Below are 24,786 nucleotides of genomic sequence, written 5' to 3' on the forward strand. Positions count from 1 at the left end.
CCGCCCCGCGCCTCTACGCCGAGAGCGGCTTCGTAGCGCAGAATCTCCAGCCCAGCGGCCCCCAGAGCACGATAGGCCCCTTCAACACCGTCTCGCTCGCCCCCATCTCACGCAGCTGCCCCAGGTACGTCCTTGCATGGCGTATATCGAAGATCAGGATCTGCCCGCCTGGCCGAAGCACCCGCCACATCTCCGCGATAGCCTTGCGCCGTCCCTCCCCATCCGGGATATTGTGGATCGCCGTCATGGACGCAACCACGTCGAAGCTCGCGTCGGCATACGGCAGCTTTCGAGCATCGCCCGTATCGATCACAAGCCGCTCCGCCACACCCGCAACGGTCGCGTTGACGCGAATCGCCTCCGGGCTATTGCTGCTCAGGTCGGCCTCCTGCCAGATGTCCACGCCATGCACCCTCCCCCGCGGCACCCGCCTAGCCGCCTCCACCGCCACCAGCCCACGTCCGCACCCGACATCAAGAACCACCTCATCCCCCAGCCACCGTCGCTGGTCGAGCAACGCCCGCATCACCCGCTTCTTCAGCCACAGGCTCGAAGCCAGCATCCAGCCGCACGCCGCAAGTAAACTCACCCCGGACAGCCAGAAGTTATGGATCACAGCGGCGCCGGGAACACTCTTCGGAAGCACCCCGCAGATAAGAAAGAGCGCACCCACAATTCCCAGCGTGCGCACAACTCCCGGCGCATCGATCCCGTAATACTCACGATCTTTCATTGCGCTCCTCCGCCTGTTGCCATCCAGAGTAGCCCTTCGGGAAGCCGATTGGTGATTCAGAAGCCGCCAGCACTCGGCCTCTCCATTTGTTTTGTTCTTATTGCGTAAGCGGCGGACATTCACCTGCACGATTGATCACAAAAAAATCCCTCACGCCGGTAGCAACCCCGCCGCGCGATAGCTCTCAATCAAAGCATCGTAAAGCGCAACATCAGACCGGCTCCGCGCCATAAGCTGCGCCCCACCCACAGCCGCAAAGATCGCCCGTGCCCGAGCCTCGCTCTTCTTCGGACCCACCACCTTCGCAGCGGCGAGAACCTTACTCAACCACGCCACGTTCACATCCGCAAAGCTCTGGACCTCCGTCTTCACCTCCTTAGGCAGATCGTCATACTCGGCCGCCATAAAGCCGCTCAGACACATGCGGTTCTCATTCTCCAGCGCCCACCGAAACGTCTCCGGATACCGATGCAGCGCAACGCTCGCATCCCCGGCCTCGGCCAGCAGTCCATCGAGCACCGCCGCAAAGTCCTGCCAATACCGCTTCGCCACAGCCGTAGCCAGTTCAGCCTTGCTGGGGAAGTGGTGATAGATGCTCGCGGCCCGGATGCCCACGTCCTCCGCCAGATCGCGGAAGTTCAACCCGTTATACCCATGCGCCTGCGCGGACAGCCTCGCCGCCGTCAGAATCTTCTCTCGAGAATCGGAACTCACCGGATCGCCTCCCGCCCTCCGTAATGAATACAGAGAAGCTGTTCAAAATTTTATTCCGAATTGTTGAATCAACCAAGTGGCAGGTAGAGTCTACTCACTAACCGACCAAGTGGCCGGTAGGGAAAACGGGAAAGCAAGCCTTCCCGACCCCCTCATGACTGAGCCCCTCCTGTAAGGCGCAGCCGTCCGCTTCCGAGCTTTCCAACCAACGCTGCACCACAAGGAGCCCGTCATGCCATTCGCACGGATCGACCTCGCCAAAGGAAAAACCCCCGAGTACCGCGCCACCGTAGCCGACGTCGTCTATGACGGAATCGTCAACGTCCTCAAGGCCCCGGAAGGCGACCGCTTCATGATCATCGGCGAGCACGCACCGGACAACTTCGTCTTCGATCCCAACTTCCTCAACATCAAGCGCACCCCCGACCTCATCATCCTTCAGGTCACCAGCACCGTCGGCAACACCAAAGAGCAGAAGCTCGCCTTCTTCCGCCACATGGCAGATGAACTCAACCGCCGCCTCAACGTGCGCCGCGAGGATGTCTTCATCAGCCTCGTCTTCGTCGATCGCGACGACTGGTCCTTCGGCAACGGCGAACCCTGGTAATTCGCCGCTCCTGATCCCATCGCGGCCTGTGGAAGGCTTCTCCCATTCACGCAACACAAACCAACGCACGGAGACAAGAAAATGAGCAACACCATCCAATCAGCCGGTCCCAATCCCACCAACAACTCGGAGATCGAAGTCTACCCAGGCTGGGTCGCCAGCGGTCAGGACAACACGCCCGGCCGCAAGGCTTACTACATCAACCTTGAAGCCAAGCCCGGCAAAGGCGACCAGGTGCAGCAGTTCCTCAAGGACATCCTGGCCGGCGTAGAGCAAGAACCCGGCACCGGCCCCTGGTTTGGCTGCCGCTTCTCGGACACCACCTTCGGCATCTTTGAAGCCTTCCCGGACGTCGCGGCACGGAACGCGCACAACGTCGGCCCCGGCGGCCAGAACTTCCTCCGTGCAGCGGAACTGGAAGAGATGCTTGCCCATCCCGCCCATGTCTACCGGCTCGATGTCATGTTCGGAAAGTTCAGCGTCCTCTTTGGAAAACCGATCGCCTGATCGCTGCCGTGACCGTAATCAGCTCGAGTTCGGTCGATCGCCCCTCTCAACAGAGCCGATCGACTGAACCCTAGCCTCACCTTGGCGCCCTTAGCGTTCTTCCTAGCGCCCTTTGCGGTCTGCCTTGCCTTCCCTAATCCCTGTAAACTTCCGCACATGAAACAAAGCCTCTTACTGGCCGTCCTCCTCTCCGCCCTCCCCGTTGCGGCCCAATCCTGGCAGATCGGCCCATTCACCCGTCCCATCGGCAATCCCGTCCTCTCCCCCATCCCCGCCAGCACCTTCACCGACCCCATCCTCAAAACCCCCACCCACTGGGAGGCCCTCCACACCTTCAACCCCGCCGCCATCGTCCGCGCGGGCAAGGTCTACGTCCTCTACCGCGCGGAAGACGACTCCGGCTCCATGTCCATAGGCGGCCACACCTCCCGCCTCGGCCTCGCCGTTTCGGATGATGGCCTCCACTTCACCCGCCGTCCAGACCCCGTCTTCTACCCCGCGCCAGACAGCCAGCAATCCCGCGAATCCCCCGGAGGCGTAGAAGACCCCCGCCTCGTCGAGGCCGAAGACGGCACCTACGTCCTCACCTACACTCAGTGGAACCGCATCACCTACTCGGTCGGCATCGCCACCTCGCCGGACCTCGTCCACTGGACCAAGCACGGCCCTGCTTTCCTTGAAGCCGCCGGAGGCAAGTACGCCCACCTCCAGTACAAGTCCGCCGGAATCCTCACCAAGGTAGGAGATGGCCGTCCCATAGCAACCCGCATCAACGGCAAGTACTGGATGTATTGGGGCGAAGGCACCATCCACCTCGCCACCTCCACAGACCTCATCCACTGGACCCCGGTCGAGGACGCCTCCGGCAAGCCCATCGCAATCCTGCACCCCCACCCCGGCCACTTCGACAGCAGCTTTCCTGAGGTTGGCCCACCGCCTGTACTCACCCAGGCAGGAATCATCGTCCTCTACAACGGCAAAAACGCCCCCACCGGCGGCGACCCAACCATGGGTCCCAACGCCTACGCCGCTGGAGAAGCCCTCTTCGACCCCCAAGCCCCCGGCCACCTCCTCAAGCAGACCGAGCACCCCGTCCTCCAGCCCACCGAACCCTGGGAGAAGACCGGCCAGTACGCCGCCGGCACCACCTTCGCGGAAGGACTCGTCCTCTTCAAGGGCCACTGGCTCCTCTACTACGGCTGCGCCGATTCCTTCGTAGCGGTAGCCACCGCACCCGCGAGGTAACACCCTCGTCACCCCACTTCTCTACAATAGAAAGGACGCCTCATTTACGAGTGCGGCTCATGATCGGCCCAGAGCACGAAGTCCAGACCTAAGTCTTATCTTTTGAAGACTTTGGATCAATTACCCGGGTGGTGGTCCCACCCTCGATTTACAAATCCAGCACCGCAAAGGCAAGCACCTTGAAGATCGTAATCGCCGAGAAAGTCTCCCCCGCAACCCTTGCAATCCTGCAACAGGAATCCGGCTGGAACTGCATCACCGCCGACAAGATCAAGGACCGCGAAGCCCTCAAAGCAGAGCTCGCCGACGCCGACGCCCTCATCGTCCGCTCCGCAGTCCAGGCAGACGCCGAGCTGCTCGAGTCCGCCCCCAAGCTCCGCGTTATCGGCCGCGCCGGCGTAGGCGTGGACAACATCGACACCGCCGCCGCCACCCATCGCGGAATAGTCGTCATGAACACCCCCGGGGCCAACGCCGTAGCCGTAGCCGAGCTCACCCTCGGCCTCATGATCTCCATGGGCCGGTCCATCCCCCGCGCCAACAAAACCATGCATGAAGGCGTCTGGGACAAGAAATCCCTCCAGGGCTCCGAGCTTCGCGGCAAGACCCTCGGCATCGTCGGCCTCGGCCGCATCGGCCTTGAAGTCGCACGCCGCGCCGCCGCCTTCGGCATGGACCTCATCGCCTACGATCCCTTCATCGCGCCCGTCATCGCACGCGAGCACAACGTCACCCTCGTCTCCCTCGACGACATCTTCAAGGCCTCCGACTACCTCACCCTCCACGTCGGCCTCACCACGCAAACCGAAGGCCTCATCAACCAGCACAGCATCGCCATCATGAAGTCCGGCATCCGCATCATCAACTGCGCCCGCGGCGAGCTCATCGTGGACGAGGCCCTCGTAGAGGGCCTCAAGTCCGGCAAGGTCGCAGGCGCGGCCCTGGACGTCTTCCACCAGGAGCCCCTCAAGAACTCCCCCTACTTCAACCTCCCAAACGTCCTCCTCAGCCCGCACATCGCCGGCGCGACGGATGAGGCGCAGGAGGCCATCGGCATCCAGCTCGCCATGCAGGTCCGCGACTACCTCAAGCTCGGCGTCGTCCAGAACGCCGTCAACCTCCCCTCGCTCTCGCATGAGGAATACATTGAGGTCGCGCCGTACATCGAGATGGCCGCCCGCCTCGGCCGCTTCCTCTCCCACGCCATCCCCGGCCATCTGGAGACCATCTCCATCACCTATACCGGCCGCATCGCCACCGGCAAGACGGACCTCATCCGCAACGCCGCCGTAGCCGGCATCTTCGCCGATACCGAAGGCGGCAACTCCGTCAACCGCATCAACGCCGCGGCCATCGCGCAGGAGCGCGGCATCCGCATCCAGGAAGACAAGAAGGAGTTCGTGGCTGGAGGCTCAGGCTCCGTCCTCAAGCTCGTCCTGCACAGCTCCGGTCCGGGAGCAGATTCTGACGCTGGTTGCGACACCAGCGCCAGCGCGACCGTCCTGCACGGCACCAGCCCCCGCCTTCTCACCCTCGACGGCATCGACATCGAGGCCCCCCTCAACGGCACCCTCGTCTCCATCCGCAATCACGACGTCCCCGGCGTCGTAGGCCGGATCGGCACCATCCTCGGCGAGCACAAGATCAACATCGCCAACTTCGCACTCGGTCGCGCCTCCGACACCCCAGGCCGCAGCAGCCAGCGAGTCCCCCAGGGCCAGGCCCTCGCCGTCGTGCAGATCGACGTCCCGGACTCCCACGCCGCCGCACCCGCTCTCGCGGCTCTCAAGCAGATCGAAGCCATCGTCTCGGTCCGCCTGATCGAACTCGCAAAAGGCTAAGGCAAGTGGCGCTGCCGCCAAACGGCAGCGCCTACTGCCTCACGATCGTAAGATCCGCAATCGAAAGCCCGACCGAATCGCCAGTCTCTCCAAGGCCGCCGCAATTCGGATGCCCCACAAACCGCAACGTCCCCTTATCATCCTCAAACGTAATCCCGAACAGCGAAGCTCCCTCGTACTTGCCCCAGTCCTTCGGCACCAGCGTCTTGCAGCCCGAGTAGTTGTTCGTACTCTGGGCATGCACCACCGGCACCTGTCTCCCCGCAAAAAACGCCCCACCCACACTCAGACCCGCCACAAAAATCGCAACTCCGTGCCAACGCTTCATCGATCGATCCTCCCAGATAGACACTACCTGTAGGAATCGGTCGACCGTGCAAATATTCTGCTTGAGTTCCTTCGCCAGCCGTTGGAAGATCATCTCCACACCCGGAGGCCTTCCCTTGCGCCCTGCAACACTGATCCACTTCGCCATAGCCGCGTCTCTCTGCATGTTCGCCGGCCCGACCTCAGCCCAGAACGCCGCACCCGCTGCCGCCGCCAAGCCGGCGTATGAGTCCGACCCCAAGTATCAGGCAGCCTTCGCGGACGGCAGGAAGCTCACGCACGACCGTCAGTACGGCTTCGCCAAAGATGCGTACAACAAGGCCAACAAGATTGCCGGAGGAGCCTGCGGACCGTGCCTGAACTCGGTGTATTCTCTCGACTTCGGCATGCACGACTTCAAGGACGCCATCTCCACGGCGAACAAGCTCCAGGCCATCGCAGCCACGCCACGAGACAAGTCCCTCGCCGAAGGCATGCTCGGGGACGCCATCCTCAAGCAGGCCGGCGACAAGCCCAAGCCTGCCCAACTCGACGCCGCCCACACCGCCCTCCAGTCTGCCCTCACCGACTTCCCCAAAAACAATCCCGCCCGCTGGAGCGACGCCTGCGTCCTCGCCCGCATGGGCAAGAACGACGATGCCAGCAAGCAGTTCTCAGAGTGCGCCGACCGCGCCTCCGCCACCGATCCCATGAAGATCCGCGCCCAGCACTTTGCCGAGAACCCCGCCCTTTCACTTTCCAAGATGGCACCCGCCTTTGAGGTCACCGCGCTCGACGGTCAGCGTTTCAACCTGGACAATATGGGCGGCCGTGTCGTCCTCATCGACTTCTGGGCCACCTGGTGCGGCCCCTGCAACGAAGAACTCCCGCACATGAAGAAGATCGCGAAAGAGTTCGCCAACGATCCCCTCGTCATCATCAGCATCAGTTGGGATAGCGACGACGCAAAGTGGAAGAGCTTCATCGCCAAGAACGAGATGACCTGGACCCAGTACCGCGACGCCGATCACAAACTCTCCGATGAGTTCGGCATCAACGCCATCCCGCACTACTTCACCATCGACTCCGACGGCGTCCTCACTGCGGAGATGCTTGGCTCCGGCTCAGACGTGGAAGGCAAACTGAAGAAGCTCATCAAGCGCGCCCGCGAAGCCAACCCAACCACCCAGGTCACTGCCCAGCTATCCGGTCAACCCGCGCAGTAGCACCATCAGGAGGCCGCGGCGGTCTCATCGCATCGAAGATCGCCTGCTGTTCCTCAGCCAGCAAGACTTTGATCTCGCCATCGGTCTCCTCGAAGATCGCGTGAACCTGTGCCTCATTCGCCTCGCGTCCCGCTCCATTCCGCATCAGTGCGCCAACCTCGTAGTGCCGGTCTTCGAGAATCGGCAGGATCGCCCTACCCTGAGCTTCACTCAACGCCAGGGCCCAGGTCATTCGTGCCAGCTCCTGCTCCACGGTCGGAGGACCACCACCCGGTCCATCCGGCAAAGGTCCTGGCTGCGCGTAACAGGCAGCCATGAGCAGCAGGGCCGCCGCAAAGAAGGTCAGAATCAAAGTCAGCTTCGCACCAAAATCCTTCATCCTCATCGCTCCGGGCCGCTCGGCTCCAGCCGTTCAGCCTTCACCCGAATAGACGAGAATCCCTCAGTCAGGATGACAGCCCGCAGCAAACAAGCCATATCCGCTAAACTGGACTGGAAGACATAGGAAACGATCATGCCGCTCTACGAATACGAATGCACCGCCTGCCATCGCCACACGGAGAAGATCCAGAAGTTCTCCGACCCCGAGATCACGGTCTGCCCCTTCTGCGCCGGCCCACTCCAGCGCGTCATCTCCGCACCCGCCTTCTCTTTTGCTGGCGGTGGCTGGTATGCAGACGGTTACGGCTCCAAAAAGCCATCCGCGGCGTCGGACACCAGCACAACCACGCCAGCAGCTACGGCGAGCACCCCGGCAGCAGCGCCGGCGGCCGCACCAGCAGCAGCCCCCAGCGCACCCGCCTCAACCAGCAGCGACAAGAAGTAGCTTGCCTACTTCTTCGTCGCAGTCTTTTTCGCGGTCGATTTCTTCGCAGCAATCTTCTTAGCCGGAGCCTTCTTTGCTGCGCCCTTCTTAGCAGCAGTCTTCTTGGCCGGCACATTCGGGTTCGGCGGAACCTTCTTTCCAGCCTTACGAGCCTCGCTCAACCCAATCGCGATCGCCTGCTTCGGGTTCGTCACCTTCTGCCCGCTGCCGCTCTTCAGCTTGCCCGCCTTCATCTCTTTCATCTCGGTCTCGACGTTCTTGCTCGCCGCCGGCGAGTACTTCCGCTCCGCACTCTTCTTCGTAGCCATGGCGCATCACCTCGCTGAGATAAGAGCGTGGCTCACCCCACAGAGTTGCACTCCCTTCAGTGCATCTTTTCGCTCCTAACGTCGCGACCGCCGCCGTACCCAGAACGCCACGCCAAACCCAAGCACCAGTCCAAGCAACGCCGCCCCACGCCGTCCCCACATAACCCACTTGGGCGTCACACGCCGGAGCGACCCGTCGGTCCAGGCATCATGCACCGCAACCAGATCCGCCCCAAGCCCCGGTATCGAAACGCTAGCAAGCTCCCCATCCGAGCTCCCCACCGGTAGCGACCCAAAGATCCTCTCCACCTCCGACGGCCTGCCCGCCCGATCCTTCGGAATCGCCTTGATCAGCTTGTTGATCTCCGCATCCCGCGCATCGTCGAACAGCGCACCATCTGCGGTGTTCGGAAACAGCGTCGTCTTCCCCGTCATCCTGAGTTCGATCGCCGCCACCACATCCTGGCACACGCCCAGCGCATAGTATCCGCCAAACGGCAGCTTCGGCCGGTCCGCATGTTGATGCATATACGTCTGCACCATCGCGCCGGAGAGCCGTGTCACCTCCACCGCATCCGCCCCCTTGTACTCATGCGCATGCCGATTCATCACCCACGCCTGGTCCAACTGATCCATCGTCCGGAACTCAGCCTTGCCATCGATCCCAAAGTAAAAGCTCACCTCCGCATTCACCTTCGGCCCACGCACAAACCACTCGTACTCGGCGTGCGAAACCGGCACCAGCAGCGGCCGCTTCGTCTCCGGCACCACAATCTGCGAGTTCACCCAGAACGGCATCATCACGTCCTGCCCCTTGTAGTGCAGATGCCCGAAGTTCGCAAAGTAGCGCGAATCCGCCACCATCACCTCATGCCCCGTCTCGCCCAGCGCCACAATCAGATCCTGCGGCGTAGCCACGGTCTTCCCACCCACCGAAGCCTGAAACTTAGCCGCCCCATCCATCCCATTCAGGCTCAGCCGATTCAGCACCTCAGCCAGCCGCGCACTCTCCGCATGACGCCCGGCACGATCCACATTCGGCCCATCCCCCCGCACCACGTCTGCCCCCAACTCACTCACCAGAGCCTTCGCATCGAAGCCCGGCAGCCGCGAAGGCATATCCAGATCCTCCACCCCACCCTTGCTCAACAAGTCCGCACCCAAATCGATAAACGCCAGCGCATCCTTGTTTCCCACCACCCCCGGCGTCCCACTCGGAGCCCCACCCGCCGTAGCCGAAGCCTCCACCTTCGGATCTTTCCCCACCACATGCCCCACCATCCGCACAGTAGGGTTGATCTCCCGCATCGTCCACCCCGGAAAGCGGTCCAGCCCCTGCCAATCCTTGCCCAGGATCATCTCCCGCATGCGATCGATCAGCCTGGGCGTCAGCAGCGCCGCTCCAGCGCCCTTATGCCCCGCTCCCTTCTGCAGTTGGTCGAGCAGCGCATCCGTAAATCCAGGCTTCTCCGAAAGCTCTCGCATCACCTCTGAAAGCATGACGGTGTTAGCCGGCATCTGCCCCGGCCCCGCCTTCTCCGCGACCTCAGCCTTCTTCGTCAACCCACACCCCACCGCCAACCCACAAACCCCAACCACCCCGAGAACAAGAGAACGCCGCATCCGAGTATTAGACCTCAAACCACAAAAAGAAAAGAAGGGATAAGAAAGAACTCAGCCAGGTCTCAGCTAAATCCATCCTTATCCCGCCTTTATCGTTCTTACCCTAGTTACGTCTTGCTCTGCCCTAAGCCTGATCCAACTTAGCCGCCACAAGTTGATTCAACACAGCCGGATTAGCCTGCCCCTTGCTGGCCTTCATCACCTGCCCAACAAAGAAAGCCGCGACAGTCTTCTTGCCGCCCTTGTACTGCTCCACCTGCTTCGGATTCGCCGCAATCACCTCATCGATCATCGCCTCAATCGCCCCCGTATCCGAGATCTGCTGCGGCTTCTCCCGCTCATACACCGCAAGAAAGTCCTCGCCATTCGCGAAAGCTGTATCCAGCAACTGCTTCAGCATCTTCGAAGAAAGCTCCCCGCTCTCCGCAAGATCGGCCGCCAGCACCAACCCATCCATGCTCACAGGCGAAGCCTCCATTTCGATCCCCGCAGCCCTCACTCGCATCGTAATCTCGCTCGTCAGCAAGGCCGCAACCCGCCGCGGCGACTTCGCCTTCTTCGCCGCCGCCTCAAACTGATCCGCAAACGCCCTCGTCGCCGTAAACGTCATCGCATCCTGCGGCGTGATCCCGTACTCCGCCTCCATCCTTGCGCGCCGAGCCTCCGGCAACTCCGGCAGATCCTTCAGAATCTCCGCCTGCCACTCCGCCCCCACAACTAACGGAGGCAAATCCGGCTCCGGAAAATACCGATAGTCATGCGCCTGTTCCTTGCTCCGCATGGAGTACGTCCGGCCCTCGCCCTGGTTCCAAAGCCGGCTCTCCTGCACCACCCGCCCGCCGTCTTCGATCACTCCAATCTGACGCTCGATCTCATACTCCACCGCGGACCGGATATAGCGGAAGCTGTTGACGTTCTTCACCTCGGCCTTCGTGCCGTACTCCTTGGCCCCCTTCAGCATCACGCTCACATTCGCGTCACACCGCAGCGATCCCTCCTCCATATTGCAATCGCTCACACCCGTATAAAGCAGGATCTCCTTCAGCTTCGTCAGGTACTCGAACACCTCATCCGCCGTTCGCAGATCCGGCTCACTCACAATCTCCACCAGCGGCGTCCCACACCGGTTCAGGTCGATATAAGTCCGGTTTACCGAGTCCATAAACCCGTCATGCACGCTCTTCCCGGCATCCTCTTCCATGTGCAGACGAGTCACCCCAATCCGCTTCGTCCCACCCTCCGCCGTCGGCACCTCCAGCCATCCACCCTCGGCAATCGGCTTATCGAACTGCGAGATCTGGTACCCCTTCGGATTATCCGGATAGAAGTAGTTCTTCCGAGCAAAAATACTCGTTTCGCGAATCTCACAGTGAATCGCCTTCGCCGCCAGCACCGCAAACTCCACCGCCTTGCGGTTCAACACCGGCAGCGCGCCCGGCAACCCCAGGCAGGTCGGGCAGGTGTGCGTATTCGGCTCACCGCCATATTTGTTCACGCACCCACAGAACGCCTTGGACTCGGTCAGCAACTGCACATGAACTTCCAGCCCAATTACAGGCTGATACTTGGCAAGAATCTCAGGCGAAAGCGCGGTCAACGTAGGCATCCCTCAATTTTATCTCGCCCTTTGCGTGGCAGCAGAAGGACGATAAGATCGCCCCATGAAGTCCACTCTCGTCCTGTTCGCATCGTTGATCGCACTCTCGGCAGCCACTTCCGGCGCACAAACCGCCGCAACCTGCAGAACGCTCGCCCCCGACGCCCAGGATGCCCTGACCGCCTCGCCCGAAAACCATACCGTGCTTTACGAAAACGCAGACGTGCGAGTCCTTGACGTGCACTCCCAGCCCCACACCCGGGAGGCCGTCCACACCCACTCCATGCCGTCCGTCATGTACGTCGACCGCCAGGGCGCCGGCACCTACAACACTCCGGACGGAAGCGGGAACAAGAGCCATCCCACCGACCCCAACTTCAAATTCAGAATCTTCGCCATCCCTTCTGAAGGCCAACACTGGACCGAGAACACCGGCGAAGTTCCCTTTCACGCCGTCCGTGTGGAGTTCAAGCATCCCGGCTGCGGTCTGCCCGGCTGGCGACCAGCCTCGCCCGGGCCTGACGATGCCCTAGTTGCCGCCCCTGCCAACTACACCCTGCTCCTTGAAAACCAGAACGTGCGCGTGCTCGATCTCCACCTCGCACCCCATGCCACGACTTCCTTCCACACAAATCCCTGGCCCGGATTCTTCTATGTCATTCAGGGCGTGTCCATGCGTGACGAGACCAAAGCAGGCAGCCAGCCCGAACCCCGCAACCTGCCCACTGGAGTCAAGATCCTGCCCGCAAAGGCTGGCGGCCACACAATCGAAAACACGAGCGACACACCCCTCCACCTGATTCGATACGAGCTGAAATTCAGCTCACCCCCTACTCCTTAGCCCCCTCAAGCAGTTCCAGCAACCCAGCCTCATCCACCACCTTCACCCCCAGGCTCTCTGCCTTCTCCAGCTTTGAGCCCGCATCCTCACCCGCCACCACATAATCCGTCTTCTTGCTCACACTGCCTGAAACCCGTCCTCCCGCCGCCTCAATCTTCTCCTTCGCAATCTCCCGAGTCAGCGTAGGCAGCGTCCCCGTCAGCACAAACGTCAGCCCTTCCAGCACCGTCGTCGTCACCCGCTTCTCCGCCTTCATCTCCAACCCAATCTCCAGCAACTCCTTTACCAGCGCCTGGTTCTGCTCCTGCGCAAAGAAGTCATGGACAGTCGCCGCAACGATCGGCCCAATCTCATTCACCTGGACCAGCTCGTCCTGGGTCGCACCCATCAAAGGCTCAATGGCCCCAAAGTGCGACGCCAGCAACTCCGCCGTCCTCTGCCCCACATGACGAATTCCCAGCCCAAGCAAGACCCGTGACAACGGTGCCTTCTTCGACTTCGCGATCTCGTCCAGCAGCGCCTGTGCCGACTTATCTCCTACCCGCTCCAGCCCCACCAACTGTTCTTTCGTCAGCCTGTACAGATCGGCGATCGAGCGCACCAGCGGCTCCCTCACCGTAACCGGCGCAGCAGCCTCTTCCTTCTCGATATCGGTCTCATCTACCGCATCCTCCACCTGCCCCAGCAACTGCCCCACCATCGCATCCCCAAGCCCTTCAATATTCATTACCCCGCGAGCTCCAAAGTGAATCAACTCCTCCCTCAGCCGAGCCGGGCAACTGGCATTCACGCACCGCCAGTCCACCTCACCCTCCTCCTTCACCAGCGCACTCCCGCACGCCGGGCAGCACTCCGGAAACACAATCTCCTGCGTCCCCCGCGGCTTTTCCAGCACCACCCCCGTAATCTTTGGAATCACATCCCCGCCCCGTTCAACCGAAACGAAATCCCCAATCCGCACCCCCAGACGCACAATCTCATCCGGGTTATGCAGCGTAGCCCGCTTCACCGTCGTCCCGCCGATGAACACCGGCGATAACTGCGCCACCGGCGTCACCTTCCCCGTCCGCCCCACCTGGAAAGCCACTCCCTCCAGCTTCGTCACCCCCGCGCGAGCCGCAAACTTATAAGCAATCGCCCACCGCGGAGCCTTCCCCGTGAACCCCAACCGCCGCTGCTGCGCCGCCTTATCCACCTTGATCACAATCCCGTCGATCTCGTAACCCAGCGAGTCCCGCAGCGGCTCACACCGCTGAATAAACTCCCATACCCCGTCAATCGAGTCCACCGTCGCCACCTGCGGATTCACCCGCATCCCCGCCTTCCCCAGCGCCGTCAGCGCCTCGGACTGCGACCCCAGCAGCATCTCCCCACCCTCGGCCTGCAGCAAGAAGTAGGCATAAAAATCCAGCCGCCGCTGCGCCACGATGTTCGGCTCCAGCGTCCGGATCGTCCCCGCGGCCGCATTCCGCGGATTCGCCTTGGCCGCCAGCCCCGCAGCCTCAAACTCCTCGTTCATCTTCAGAAAAGCAGCATGAGGCATCACGCACTCACCGCGAACCTCAAACTCCATCGGCAAACCCGCCGCCTTCAGCTTCGCCGCCGAAATCGTCAGCGGAATCGACCGAATCGTCCGCACATTCGACGTCACATCCTCACCGGTAGTCCCGTCCCCGCGTGTCAACCCCCGCTCCAACTGCGATCCGTCGTGCGACGCTCCCCGGTAATGCAAGGCCAAAGAAAGCCCATCCAACTTCAACTCACACGTATAAGCCACCGCCTCCGTCCCCGGCAGTCCACCCCGCACCCTTACATCCCACGCCCGCAGGTCCTCCTCGTTATAAGCGTTGTCGAGCGAAAGCATAGGCCGTGAGTGCTTCACCTTCTGAAATCCATCCGCAGGCTTCCCCCCCACCCGCTGCGTAGGCGAATCCGAAGTCACCATCTCCGGATGCTCCGCCTCCAGCGCCTTCAATCGGTTCATCAGCGAGTCGTACTGCCCATCCGTCAACTCCGGCGTATCCATCACGTAGTAAAGGTGCTCGTGATGCTCCAACTGCTCCCGCAACTCCTTCACCTGCTCCTCAACCGATCCCTTGCTCATCACAAATCCTCTCCACTAGACTAAAACGCCACAGCCCACAGGGAGCTTTTACTGCTCCATACTGCCTTTCACTGCCTCACACTGCCCCATACTGTCCTTATGGAACCCGTAACCCACGTCCTCACCGGAGCCCTTATCTCCCGCACCGGCCTCAATCGCCGCGCCGCCTACTGCACCGCGGCCATGGCCATAGGAGCGGAACTCCCGGACATCGACACCCTCTGGTCCATCGAAGGCCCTCTGGCCTCCTTTCAGCACCATCGCGGCATCACCCACACCTTCGTCGGCATCCCGTTTGAAGCCGCAACCGTCACCCTCGCCTTCTACCTCTACCACCGCCTTCGCAAACAACCCAAAACAGCCGCCCCCGCTCGCTGGGCCGAACTATTCGCCTATACGCTCCTGGCGCTCCTCAGTCACCTCTTTCTGGACTGGACCAACAACTACGGCCTCCGCCCCTTCTTCCCCTTCGACCCCCACTGGTACGCCGGCTCCTTCGTCTTTATCTTTGAGCCCATCTTGTTCCTCTTCCTCCTAATCGGCCTTCTGGCTCCATCTCTCTTCGGCCTCATCGGGTCAGAGGTCGGAGCACGCAAACCCCCATTCTCCGGCCGAGCCTGGCCCACAGCCGCCCTCCTCGCCATCTGTGCCCTCTGGCTCTTCCGCTTCAACCAGCATGCCGAAGCCCTCACCCTCGCCGCCCGAAACGCCCCGGAGGCCACCCGCGTCTACGCCAGCCCCCACCCCATCGACCCCTTCACCTGGCACATCGTAGCCGATACCCCCGACCACTACCAGCTCTCCACCCTCGACACCCACACCCAGCACTTCGACCCCACCGAGCCCTCCGACACCCTCTACAAACCCGCCATCACCCTGCCTCTCCTCGCCGCCAAGCGCACCGGGCTAGGCCGCATCTACCTCGACTGGTCCCAATACCCCATCCTCATCGAAGCCGCGGACACCACAGACCCCAATCACCCACTCGCCGTCGTCACCTTCACCGACGCCCGTTTCCTCTACAACACCTTCCTGGTGCAGGGCCGCACCCACGCCCCCATCAACGGACAGGTCACCCTGAACATGCAGGCCCCAGACGGCCAGCGCGTCATAGAGACCCGCATGGGCAACAAAATCCAGAGGTAGCCGAGCCCCATTTCCGCCGGTGACCCATGATCGGCCCAGAGCCGGAAGTCCAGACCTAAGTCATCTGCTTTGAAGACTTTGGATCAAAACAGGGGGTAGGGGTCCAGGGGTCGATTTCCCTAAACCGCATCTCCAGGCCCCACCTCGATCGCCTCGTCCTCAACCGGCAGCGCAATCCCTCTCCGCCGGTCGAACACCTTCCGCAACACATAGATCACAATCCCCACCGCGATGATCCCCATCACTGCCAACACCACCCCCAGGTGCCGGTGCAGCATCCGCAGCGAAGTGCTCAAAATCGCCGGCCCATACACAATCACCAGGATCGACTCGATCAGAAACCGCACAAACTTGCCCGACGCAATCGCCAGAAAGTAGCTCACCGGCCGCATCTCGAACACGCCCGCCGCCAGCTCGAACAGCTTCACCGGCATCGGGGGTGGGCACATCGCCGGCAGCATGATCGCCAGAAACTCCTGCTTCTCAAACCGGTCCCGCAGCTTCTCATAACGCTCCCGATTGATCCGCTTCAGCAGGAACAGCTCCCCACCCGCACGCCCCAGGTAATACGGCACCATGCTCCCAATCGCCGACCCCAGGGACGCCATCAGGCAGTAAAGAAGAGCCTTTTTATGGTCGGCGGCACCATAACTCACCACAAGAGGGTCCAGAAACGGCAGCGGCATGGACGACGAGTCCACAATCGCCAGGATCAGAATCCCAAACACGCCGAACGGCTGCAGCACCGCCAGCAGCCACACCTTGGACTTGACCAGCCATCCGCCGATCTTCCTCCACGGAATCCCCGCCAGCACTAACCCCAGCCCGTTCAAGCGCCAGCCTCACCTTCATGTCCGGTCCTGCCCGCCAGCAGCGCCAGCGCGTGCGGCAGCAGGTCCAGGATCGCCCGCAGCGACGTCTCCGCGCCCCTGGGGCTGCCCGGCAGGTTCACCACCAGCGTTCCATCCAGGCAGCCGCAAACCCCGCGGCTCAGGGGAGCCCGCGCCGTCTCCTTCAAGCCCTCCGCCCTCATCCGTTCCGCCAGCCCGTCCACCAGCCGGTCACATACGATTCTCGTCGCCTCCGGTGTAACATCCCGAGGCGCTAAACCCGTCCCACCCGTCGTGACGATCAAATCCGCCTGCATGGCGTGGTGCCTCAGCGCATGTGCAATCTCCTGCACCTCGTCGGGCAGCGTAACCCGTACCGGCTCCGCCATCCCAGCCTCAACCAGCATCTTCGCTACCAGGGGCCCCGATACATCGACCTGCGTCCCCGCCGCACACCGGTCGCTGACCGTCACCACAACCGCCCGCATCTCATGACTAAAGGAATCCATACCCCACCCAGTCTAAACGCCGCGTCTACACCCGTAACGCCGAATCCCCTAAACTAATAGAGTCGCTTAAACGTCTGACCTAAGAAGCCAAATGCCCTCGCTCGAAACTCCCCCCAATCCGGCCCCGCCTACCCCACCGCCGGCCCAGCAGCCCCCAGTTCGCCTCCAGACGCGCCGCTTCGGTGAGCTTGAAGAGCATGAGCTCATCCACCTGCTTGATTCACTCGACGACGAGCGCTCCCGTTCCCGCTTCCGCGAGTCCATCTACGTCTCCCTGCTCTTCTATGTCGCCCTGGCCTGGTTCGTCCTCTACGGCCCCCGCGTCCTCTGGCACTCCCCCCAGATCGTCCCTGTAGAGACCAAGCGCGACAATAAGGAACTCACCTACCTCGAGACCCCCAAGGATCTTTTAAAGCACATTCCCAAGCCCACCACGGTCATCAGCGACAAGAGCGCCGTAGCCCAGACCGCGCATCCCACCCCCGAAGCCAAGCGCGGCACCCCTCCTCCGCAAGCAGCAGCGCCCCGCCCGGCCCCGCGCCCGCTCCCCCCTACACCTCAGCCTCAGCAACAGGCCCCGCCTCAACAGCAAGCACAGGTCCAGCCCCAGCCTCAGCAGCCCAAGCCGCTGCCACCCCAGCCTGCACACCCGCAGCCCAGTCAGGCTGCCATCCCCGATGCCCCCCGCCCATCGCAGAGCACCCGCCCCAACTTCGGCACTCCCATGACCCCCGGCCAGTCCATCGCGCAGGCCGCCCATGACGCTGCTTCAGGCGGGGGCCAAGGCGCCGGCGGAGACAACGGCACGGGAGCCAGGCCCGGACACCCAGGCACAAACACCGGCGCTGAGATCCTCTCCGATACGCTCGGCGTAGACTTCGGTCCTTACATTCAGCGTCTCCTCCGCATGGTGCGCGCCGCCTGGATTCCGCTCATCCCGGAAGAGACCCGCCCGCCCATCAGCAAGGAAGGCTCAACCCTCATCCGCTTCACGATCCTGCCCGATGGTCGGCTCAAGATCGGCGGAATGCACCTGGACGCTTCGACCCACGACCGCGCCATCGATGAAGCCGCATGGGGTGGGATCGTCGGCGTAGGACAGTATCCTCCGCTGCCCGCAAACTTCAAGGGGCCGGAGCTTACCCTGCGCATTCAGTTCAACATCGTCCAGAACCATCGCGGCGCCGAGTAGCGCAAGGTGACTCCCCAGACCCCTCACCAGATGCAGGAACGCCGCCGCCAGCTTCGAGGTCTGCTCCTGCTGGCCGGAGCCGCACTGGCGTTCATCCTCTACCGCGCCCACCCGGCACAGATCTTCCACTCAAACTGGTGGCGACCCTAGGCCTATGGCTTTGAAGCCTCTCATCGTCACCCTGGGAGCAACTGCGTCCGGCAAGACGGCACTCTCCCTGGCGCTCGCCCAGCGCTTCTCCGGCGAGATCCTCTCCTGTGACTCAGTCGCCGTCTATCGCCACATGGAACTGGGAACCGCCAAGCCGTCTCAGGCAGAACGCGCCCTTGTCCCTCATCACTGCCTTGACCTCTACGACCCCAACGAAGCCTGCAACGCAGGCGACTACGCCCGCCACGCCCGGGCAGCATTGGACGAAATAGCCTCTCGCAACCTGCTGCCGATCCTCTCCGGCGGTACCGGCCTCTATCTCCGCGCTCTCCTCGATGGCCTGTTCCCCTCGCCACAGCAGGACCCGGCGCTTCGTGAACTTCTCCGCCACCGCGCCGCAACCCGAGGCTCCGCTCACCTGCACCGCACGCTGACCCGCCTGGATCAAGTGGCGGCCCACGCCATCCACCCCAACGACATACCCAAGATCGTTCGGGCCATCGAAGTCTCGCTTCTGGCACGCCGTCCCATCACCGAGCAGTGGCAATCCGGCCGCGATGCCCTCACCGGCTACGCCATTCTGCGGCTAGGGCTTGACCCACCCCGCCCGGAGCTTTACCAACGCATCAATCTTCGTGCTCAAGCCATGTTTACCAACGGTCTCATCGACGAGACCCGAGATCTCATCGCTCGCTTCGGTCCAGACTGCCGTCCGTTCTCGTCGCTCGGATACGCGGAGGCCAGCGAGGTTCTACGCGGGGAACTCACGGAGGCTGCAGCAATCCTTCAAGCGCAGCAAGGCCATCGTCATTATGCGAAACGCCAGATGACGTGGTTCCGCCGCGAAGCCGAGCTTCATGAGGTCCACTGGCTCAAGGCTCCAGGCGATTCACCCGAAGCCGAAAGACAAGCGATTCAACTCGTCGAAAAACATCTTCAAGCCGCTACGCTGATGTCTTGACCGCAGTCCCGGAGCTCTGCCCGCTCTGCACCAGATAGCTCGACAGACCAGCCAGCGCGTCCTCCGTACTTCCGGAGTTGAGCGCGCTTGAGATAGACGACACGACCTTCTCAAGAGAGCCTGTCCCTGGAGCCTGTGACGCGCTCGCCGTGGGCCCCTGCAAGCTTTGCTGCGCCTTCAGATCCTGTTTCAGCTTCAGCAGATCTTCACTCGACTTCTGAATGTTGCCGGAGGCAAGATCCGTCAGCAGCGCGGAAAGATCCTTGGCAAGTGGGTTCGGCGGTGCGGTGCTGCCTGCACTGACGATCGGCGTACTGGTGCTGTCTGCATCCGGGGCTGGCACCGTCGCCACGCCCGCAGACGATGAGTTATAGTCCGCCACCGATGCGACTGGAATCGTTGTAAGAGACATGGAAGCTCCATTCCTGAAAGCAGAATTGAAGACCTCATCGGCATGGAGAATGCAAACTTGAGCAAACTCTAATGAACTCCGCCAATAAAAAAGGGTGCCGAAATCTCCGGCACCCTGATCAGCAGAAACAGCGTTCTACATCGGTGAAACAGCCAGATCGTCCGCGAGCTTGAAGTCCACAATGCTCTCCGCCGGAATCACGATATCCCGATTGCCCGTGAGTCCTCCGACGAGCGTGCCCGCGCCGCCACCAGCAAGGCCGCCGACCAGCAAGCCAACGCCGCCGGTCGCAACGCCGCCCACCAGCATCCCGAGACCCGCTCCGCCACCGATGAACGCAGCAGACCGCTTACCCTTGCCCTTCTTCGTCCGCACGTTGTCTCTCGTGTCCAGCTCATAGCGAGTTCCGTTGAGCCTCATCGCCACAAGCCTCAACTCAAGGATCGAACGCCCCTTGAAGTGCCCGCGCCGGTGCGACGCATCGATCACCCCTTCAACCGGGGTTCCGGTCGGAATCACCTCGCGACCCTCTTCAACGACAGGACGAGCAATCTCTCCAGTAAACCGATCCCCGGCGCGGCTGGTCTTCACGTTGATCGTCTGGTTCACTCGAATAGCTAGCGTCGTCCCACGCGGCACGTTCATATTCAGCGGAGAGACCACCGGTCCAGATCCAACTGGAGCAGGTCCGCTCTGTGCCGGCCCGTTATACGCTGCCCCTGGAGCAGAAGCCCCATTGTCATAACCAGGCCCGCCGTTGACCGGCTGCTGCGTTCCATATTGGCCGGGAGGTCCCACCGGTCCCGACACCGGCTGCTGTACGACAGGGCCCACCACAGGCTGCATGCTCGTGGACGTGCTCGTCGACTGCGTGGTATTTCCGCCACTCACCTGTCGCTTCGTCACGGTTGTCGTCACCTGTTGCGTCGCCTGACCCTGAGCCGGAGGCTGCACCACAACGGTCGTCGTATTCCCGTCCTTATCGGTCCAGACCACCTGCTGGGGAGATCCTGTCGCGGTGGCCTGCTGCTTCGCCTGTGCGATCGCGGCGTCATTCGCCTTATCTGCTGCGCTCTTGCATCCCGCGAAGGCCAGCGTCAACGCCAGCGCTCCAACCGTCAGTCCCTGCCGCATACCATTCCGTGCATCGATCATGATCGTCCTCGTGTCCAACGTGATGAAAAGGGAGAGTTTCCCGTGGGGCCTATCAAGTCCGATGCAAGCAATCTCACTTCGTCTGCTTGCACACGGAAAACATTTACGATTGAACTCATGAGCCTTGCCGTCGAAAACCACCCGCAAACGAGAAGTCAGCTCGCCCACCTTACCGCCCAGCTCGATACCTTCCGCCAGGCCGGAACCTTCTTCCGCCTCCGCGAACTCGAGGACATTCAAGGTCCCGTCTGCACCTACGACGGCCGCAAGGTCATCAACCTCGCCAGCAACAACTACCTGGGCCTCTGCAATCACCCCAAGCTCGAAGAAGCCGCCATCCAAGCCATCAAGGATCATGGCGTAGGGTCCGGGGCGGTGAGAACCATCGCCGGCACCATGCGCATCCACATGGAGCTTGAAGAGAAGATTGCAGCCTTCAAGAACGTTGAAGCCTGTGTCGTCTTCCAGTCTGGTTTCTCCGCCAACGCCGGCACCGTCTCCTCCATCCTCGGCAAGGAAGACTTCATCCTGTCCGATGAACTCAACCACGCCAGCATCATCGACGGAGCCCGTCTTTCCAAGGCCAAGATCAAGGTCTTCCGCCACAAGGACGTCGCTCACTGCGAAGAGATCCTCCAGGAGATCGCCAACGAGCCCGGCAAGAAGCTCATCATCACCGATGGCGTCTTCTCCATGGACGGCGACATCGGCCCAGTCGGTGAACTGGCAGCATTGGCCGAAAAATACGGCGGCATCATGATGGTCGACGACGCTCACGCCTCCGGCGTTTTAGGCCGCAACGGCCGCGGCTCGGTGGATCACTTCGACGTTCACGGCAAGGTCGACGTCCAGGTCGGCACCCTGTCGAAAGCCATCGGCGCACTCGGCGGCTACGTCTGCGGCTCCCGCGATCTCATCGACTACCTCTACCATCGCGCGCGCCCATTCCTCTTCAGCACGTCGCATCCGCCATCCGTTGCCGCCACCTGCATCGCGGCGTTCGACATCCTTGAGAACGAGCCTGACCGTATCCAGCGTCTCTGGGACAACACCGCTTACTTCAAGCAGCAGCTTGCTCATTCCGGCTTCAACATCGGCGGCGTCAACACTCCTGCGAGCGAGACTCCGATCACCCCGATCATCATCGGTGAAGGCCGTAAGACGATGGACTTCTCGAAGGCGCTCTTTGAAGCCGGCCTCATGGCGACCGGTATCGCCTTTCCCACCGTCCAGGAAGGCAAGGCCCGCATCCGCACCATCATGACCAGCGAGCACACCCGCGCGCAGATCGATCAATCCCTCGAAATCCTGACCACTACCGCAAAAACACTTTCCATTCTTTAGCTTGGAGGGCGAGGCAGGCCGTCGGAGAACGGCACCTCGCTTACCAATCTGGTACTCCGGAATGGAGTGCGTTTTGGAACATGACAGGCGTGTCAATTCGGCGTTAGACTGCTCTCCGCGAAGTACCTGTACGCTGGAGCGATCTATGACTGCCGTATGCCCTGCCTGTGCCGAAACGAAGTTGAAGCCCGTCCACTCCACCCTGCCCGACACGCTGTTGGAGCTTATGGGCATCCACCACTATCGCTGCCCTTTTTGCCGTAGAAACACCTACACGGCTGCTCCTCTGGCACACATTAGTCAGCCAGAAAAGCCATCCGCCAGCCTGCATCACGCCTGAGACTGGCTAGTAGCCAGGTGCGGCACTCGCTACGTCAGCGCGATGAGAGTGTGGGACCCGGGTGACCTCGAAGTTGGTTATCTTCCAGGTGCCTGAGCTAAGCCTCTGATATACGCGCGTATAGCGTACGGTCCCGTTTACGGGAGTCCCGTCGTTCATCCCTTCGATTTCCGCGCGGCAGGTGACAACCGCAATCGATCCCACCAGCTTGATCTTCGTATCCGATAGATCCATCCGCGTCACGGTCAAAGCACGGGTCCTGATTCGATCAAGCTGTTGGGCCTTCGTGTTCACCATGCCATTGATCGTGATCCCCACATAGTCGTCCGAGAGCAGATTATCCATCGCGGTGACATCGCCGGCTATCTGCGCGACGCGCCATTGCTCTTCGAGACCCTCGATCTCGTGCTTATAGTCTTTCTTTTTGAGGGTATGAGCCTTATGCGAGGCTTCGGCACGGGGGGTCATCTGGGTGATGAAGGCTGCAAGCAGAAGCGCGAGAATGAAGGATCGGCGCGACATTGGTCGTACCGGATGTTAGTCCGGGATTGCCTCCCGAGTCAAAGGAGGCACACGAAATCCAATGATTCATCGGATGATGCGCGACTCAGTCTGTCAGACGATTGAGGACAAGCAGGGTGATGTCATCGTTCTGAGCAGCTCCGGCAGTAAAGCTCTTCAGGGCCGTGAGGACGTCCCTCACGCTCGCCTGGGCGGTCAGATCCCTTTGTTTCAACAGGCAGGATTCGAGCCCCGCTTCACCCCACTCTTCCCCGCGAATGTTACAGGCCTCGGTGACACCATCGGTCCAGGCAATGAGACGATCGCCGCGCCGCCAATCGATGATCTCGTGTTCATACGTAAGCCCCGATAGAAGTCCAACAACCGAGCCGCCACACTCAAGGCGAACAAGGGATCGGTCCGCTCGCTGCAGGATCGGCGGATTGTGCCCCGCGTTGACATAGGTCAACGTGCTTTCATGCGGATCGTAAATCGCGAAGAAAAGGGTGGCGTAACGGCTTGCGGAAGAGGACTGATAAAGCAGCGTATTGAGCCGCTGAACTGCGGTAACAGCATCCATATCCGGCTGCAGCATGGTGCTATGCAAAGAAGCTCGAAGCGACGCCATCAGGAGCGCAGCGGAGAGCCCCTTGCCTGAAACATCGGCGATAACGATGCACAGCGCACCCTTCGGCGCGAGAAAGAGATCGTAATAATCGCCGCCGATGCGCTCGGCGCTTTGATATGCAGCGGCTGCGTCGATGCCGGCCACGATGGGAATTTCGTCCGGCAGGAGGCGCTCCTGAACCTCGCGGGCAAGTTCCAGTTCTCGTGCGAGATGGGCGCGTTGCACCTCCTGGCGGCTGATGGAGAGGACGAACTGGGCTGTCTCGAAACCCCGGCCGATCTGAGGTCCAAGCGCCAACAGGAAACGTAACTCCTTTGAATCAAACGGTTTATACGGCGAACGGGAGAGAATCACAAACCCCATCAAGCCAGTGCTTCCCTCTAAAGACAGCAGGAGTTGAGCGTTGAGGAGGTCTAACGTGTTGATTTCGTTGGGGGTGGCCAGGTGCTGCCAGCCGTCGATTGGGGCTCGGTCTGAGCCTTGCGGGACGTAGATTGCGGGTTTGCGTTCCCGCTTCATGCGGGAGACGGTGGAGGAGCTGGCGGGGAAGGTGATTCGCGGCGTGGCGGGGTGCTGGAGGACATATTCGGAGCCTTCGCGGAGGAAGACGTGGAAGCCGCTTAGGTTGAGAGCAAAGGAGATACGGTTGGGAACCGTTTCGAGGAGCTGGTCGAGGGAGAGGTTGCGGCGGGTGTAGTAGAGGAGTTCTTCGTAAAGCTCGTGCTGGGCCATGGGCGCGAAGAGGCGGGCCCAGAGACGGCGGAGTTTTGATCGAAAGAACTTACGGGGCATGACCATCGGGTTGAGACCGATTCTACGGAAACCGCACCACAAACGTTCCACAAATCGTGGTGTTTCGACCATAAATGCTGGTCAACGAACCACACGCAAACGTGGTGAGGGGCGCGTCAACACTGGGGTTTCTCAGTTTGTACACAGAAAGTTGTGATGGGATGTAATTGCGGCTTATTTCTTGCCTGCTTTAATTGTACCGAATCGCGGGAGGTAAATACCCCAACTATTTTTCAGACTCAAGTTATTGATAAGGAACGGGTTATTTCGTTTCAAGAGGCTTAGGGGGCTTGACATGCGAATTTGCTGAGTGTTTTCGCAAAAAATAGTTTGAGGTAAGGCAAAAGG

Annotated in this window: 27 protein-coding genes; 12 read left to right on the top strand and 15 right to left on the bottom strand. The window is 61.4% G+C overall.

Translation table 11 applies throughout. The features are described from left to right. Positions 1-13: 13 nt before the first annotated feature. Positions 14-733, bottom strand: a complete 720-nt coding sequence (locus ACIX9_RS17875; RefSeq protein ID WP_013581902.1) for a class I SAM-dependent methyltransferase — start codon at positions 731-733, stop codon at positions 14-16. Between the two features lie 150 nt (positions 734-883). Beyond that, the gene (locus ACIX9_RS17880) at positions 884-1,447 is read right to left on the bottom strand and encodes a TetR/AcrR family transcriptional regulator (protein WP_013581903.1); all 564 of its coding nucleotides are present in this window, start codon (positions 1,445-1,447) and stop codon (positions 884-886) included. 232 nt (positions 1,448-1,679) lie between these two features. Here ACIX9_RS17880 and ACIX9_RS17885 point away from each other — a divergent pair, with 232 nt between their 5' ends. From ACIX9_RS17885 to serA, 4 genes are all read left to right on the top strand, one after another. Further along, entirely contained in the window at positions 1,680-2,054 is a 375-nt protein-coding gene (locus ACIX9_RS17885) for a tautomerase family protein (protein WP_013581904.1), read from the top strand. A gap of 81 nt (positions 2,055-2,135) precedes the next feature. Then, positions 2,136-2,561, top strand: a complete 426-nt coding sequence (locus ACIX9_RS17890; protein ID WP_013581905.1) for a putative quinol monooxygenase — start codon at positions 2,136-2,138, stop codon at positions 2,559-2,561. Between the two features lie 156 nt (positions 2,562-2,717). Then, a complete protein-coding gene (locus ACIX9_RS17895; RefSeq protein ID WP_013581906.1) occupies positions 2,718-3,806 on the top strand; it encodes a glycoside hydrolase family 130 protein in 1,089 nt (362 codons plus the stop codon). A 179-nt stretch (positions 3,807-3,985) separates the two neighbouring features. Next, positions 3,986-5,647: a phosphoglycerate dehydrogenase gene (serA, locus tag ACIX9_RS17900; RefSeq protein ID WP_041597940.1), complete on the top strand. Its 1,662-nt coding sequence runs from the start codon at positions 3,986-3,988 to the stop codon at positions 5,645-5,647. A 31-nt stretch (positions 5,648-5,678) separates the two neighbouring features. Here serA and ACIX9_RS26010 read toward each other — a convergent pair whose 3' ends face one another. Beyond that, positions 5,679-5,975 carry a hypothetical protein gene (locus ACIX9_RS26010; RefSeq protein ID WP_157477670.1) on the bottom strand — a complete coding sequence of 99 codons (297 nt, stop codon included), beginning with the start codon at positions 5,973-5,975 and terminating at the stop codon, positions 5,679-5,681. 115 nt (positions 5,976-6,090) lie between these two features. Between ACIX9_RS26010 and ACIX9_RS17910 the strand changes: the two genes are divergently transcribed. After that, positions 6,091-7,179 (top strand): TlpA family protein disulfide reductase, encoded by a 1,089-nt coding sequence (locus ACIX9_RS17910; protein ID WP_232298750.1) that lies wholly within the window; start codon positions 6,091-6,093, stop codon positions 7,177-7,179. Here ACIX9_RS17910 and ACIX9_RS17915 read toward each other — a convergent pair. Both ACIX9_RS17915 and ACIX9_RS27450 read right to left on the bottom strand, forming a co-directional pair. Next, the gene (locus ACIX9_RS17915) at positions 7,145-7,558 is read right to left on the bottom strand and encodes a hypothetical protein (RefSeq protein WP_013581910.1); all 414 of its coding nucleotides are present in this window, start codon (positions 7,556-7,558) and stop codon (positions 7,145-7,147) included. The two genes, ACIX9_RS17910 and ACIX9_RS17915, sit on opposite strands and share 35 nt — an antisense overlap. A 2-nt stretch (positions 7,559-7,560) precedes the next feature. Next, on the bottom strand, positions 7,561-7,695 hold the full coding sequence (locus ACIX9_RS27450) for a hypothetical protein (RefSeq protein ID WP_269744679.1): 135 nt from the start codon (positions 7,693-7,695) through the stop codon (positions 7,561-7,563). On the opposite strand from ACIX9_RS27450, the gene ACIX9_RS17920 reads away from it, so the two are divergent. Then, positions 7,694-8,005: an FmdB family zinc ribbon protein gene (locus ACIX9_RS17920; protein ID WP_013581911.1), complete on the top strand. Its 312-nt coding sequence runs from the start codon at positions 7,694-7,696 to the stop codon at positions 8,003-8,005. The two genes, ACIX9_RS27450 and ACIX9_RS17920, sit on opposite strands and share 2 nt — an antisense overlap. A gap of 5 nt (positions 8,006-8,010) precedes the next feature. On the opposite strand, the gene ACIX9_RS27055 is transcribed toward ACIX9_RS17920, so the two are convergent. The 3 genes from ACIX9_RS27055 to gatB form a co-directional block, all read right to left on the bottom strand. Next, a complete protein-coding gene (locus tag ACIX9_RS27055; RefSeq protein ID WP_013581912.1) occupies positions 8,011-8,313 on the bottom strand; it encodes a DUF6496 domain-containing protein in 303 nt (100 codons plus the stop codon). Between the two features lie 75 nt (positions 8,314-8,388). Next, entirely contained in the window at positions 8,389-9,936 is a 1,548-nt protein-coding gene (locus ACIX9_RS17930; protein WP_013581913.1) for a hypothetical protein, read from the bottom strand. 124 nt (positions 9,937-10,060) lie between these two features. Then, entirely contained in the window at positions 10,061-11,542 is a 1,482-nt protein-coding gene (gatB, locus tag ACIX9_RS17935) for an Asp-tRNA(Asn)/Glu-tRNA(Gln) amidotransferase subunit GatB (protein ID WP_013581914.1), read from the bottom strand. A 55-nt stretch (positions 11,543-11,597) separates the two neighbouring features. Here gatB and ACIX9_RS17940 point away from each other — a divergent pair, with 55 nt between their 5' ends. Further along, positions 11,598-12,374 (top strand): cupin domain-containing protein, encoded by a 777-nt coding sequence (locus ACIX9_RS17940; RefSeq protein WP_013581915.1) that lies wholly within the window; start codon positions 11,598-11,600, stop codon positions 12,372-12,374. Here ACIX9_RS17940 and ligA read toward each other — a convergent pair. Further along, on the bottom strand, positions 12,364-14,478 hold the full coding sequence (gene ligA / locus ACIX9_RS17945) for an NAD-dependent DNA ligase LigA (protein ID WP_013581916.1): 2,115 nt from the start codon (positions 14,476-14,478) through the stop codon (positions 12,364-12,366). The two genes, ACIX9_RS17940 and ligA, sit on opposite strands and share 11 nt — an antisense overlap. Before the next feature lie 99 nt (positions 14,479-14,577). Here ligA and ACIX9_RS27455 point away from each other — a divergent pair, with 99 nt between their 5' ends. Then, entirely contained in the window at positions 14,578-15,624 is a 1,047-nt protein-coding gene (locus ACIX9_RS27455; protein WP_013581917.1) for a metal-dependent hydrolase, read from the top strand. Positions 15,625-15,743: 119 nt separating this feature from the next. On the opposite strand, the gene ACIX9_RS17955 is transcribed toward ACIX9_RS27455, so the two are convergent. Together ACIX9_RS17955 and ACIX9_RS17960 are read right to left on the bottom strand one after the other, a co-directional pair. Continuing rightward, positions 15,744-16,457 (bottom strand): YqaA family protein, encoded by a 714-nt coding sequence (locus tag ACIX9_RS17955; protein ID WP_013581918.1) that lies wholly within the window; start codon positions 16,455-16,457, stop codon positions 15,744-15,746. Continuing rightward, positions 16,454-16,963, bottom strand: coding sequence for a MogA/MoaB family molybdenum cofactor biosynthesis protein (locus ACIX9_RS17960; protein WP_013581919.1), 510 nt, complete (start codon positions 16,961-16,963; stop codon positions 16,454-16,456). Before ACIX9_RS17960 ends, ACIX9_RS17955 begins: the two co-directional genes overlap by 4 nt. A 91-nt stretch (positions 16,964-17,054) precedes the next feature. On the opposite strand from ACIX9_RS17960, the gene ACIX9_RS17965 reads away from it, so the two are divergent. The 3 genes from ACIX9_RS17965 to miaA are packed head-to-tail and all read left to right on the top strand — an operon-like array spanning position 17,055 to position 19,266. Continuing rightward, positions 17,055-18,155, top strand: a complete 1,101-nt coding sequence (locus ACIX9_RS17965; protein ID WP_013581920.1) for an energy transducer TonB — start codon at positions 17,055-17,057, stop codon at positions 18,153-18,155. A 6-nt stretch (positions 18,156-18,161) separates the two neighbouring features. Further along, positions 18,162-18,305: a hypothetical protein gene (locus ACIX9_RS26015; protein ID WP_157477672.1), complete on the top strand. Its 144-nt coding sequence runs from the start codon at positions 18,162-18,164 to the stop codon at positions 18,303-18,305. Positions 18,306-18,309: 4 nt separating this feature from the next. Continuing rightward, positions 18,310-19,266 (top strand): tRNA (adenosine(37)-N6)-dimethylallyltransferase MiaA, encoded by a 957-nt coding sequence (gene miaA / locus ACIX9_RS17970; RefSeq protein ID WP_013581921.1) that lies wholly within the window; start codon positions 18,310-18,312, stop codon positions 19,264-19,266. On the opposite strand, the gene ACIX9_RS17975 is transcribed toward miaA, so the two are convergent. Together ACIX9_RS17975 and ACIX9_RS17980 are read right to left on the bottom strand one after the other, a co-directional pair. Continuing rightward, positions 19,250-19,678, bottom strand: coding sequence for a hypothetical protein (locus ACIX9_RS17975; protein WP_013581922.1), 429 nt, complete (start codon positions 19,676-19,678; stop codon positions 19,250-19,252). The two genes, miaA and ACIX9_RS17975, sit on opposite strands and share 17 nt — an antisense overlap. Positions 19,679-19,813: 135 nt before the next feature. Continuing rightward, on the bottom strand, positions 19,814-20,833 hold the full coding sequence (locus tag ACIX9_RS17980) for a hypothetical protein (RefSeq protein ID WP_013581923.1): 1,020 nt from the start codon (positions 20,831-20,833) through the stop codon (positions 19,814-19,816). Positions 20,834-20,950: 117 nt separating this feature from the next. Between ACIX9_RS17980 and ACIX9_RS17985 the strand changes: the two genes are divergently transcribed. After that, complete coding sequence (locus ACIX9_RS17985; RefSeq protein ID WP_041597205.1) at positions 20,951-22,177, top strand: glycine C-acetyltransferase; 1,227 nt, start codon at positions 20,951-20,953, stop codon at positions 22,175-22,177. Positions 22,178-22,523: 346 nt separating this feature from the next. On the opposite strand, the gene ACIX9_RS17990 is transcribed toward ACIX9_RS17985, so the two are convergent. After that, the gene (locus ACIX9_RS17990) at positions 22,524-23,039 is read right to left on the bottom strand and encodes a nuclear transport factor 2 family protein (protein ID WP_013581926.1); all 516 of its coding nucleotides are present in this window, start codon (positions 23,037-23,039) and stop codon (positions 22,524-22,526) included. Positions 23,040-23,124: 85 nt separating this feature from the next. Further along, positions 23,125-24,444: a PP2C family protein-serine/threonine phosphatase gene (locus ACIX9_RS24070; protein WP_013581927.1), complete on the bottom strand. Its 1,320-nt coding sequence runs from the start codon at positions 24,442-24,444 to the stop codon at positions 23,125-23,127. Positions 24,445-24,786: the final 342 nt, after the last annotated feature.

The organism is Granulicella tundricola MP5ACTX9 (genome assembly GCF_000178975.2).
GTDB lineage: Bacteria > Acidobacteriota > Terriglobia > Terriglobales > Acidobacteriaceae > Edaphobacter > Edaphobacter tundricola.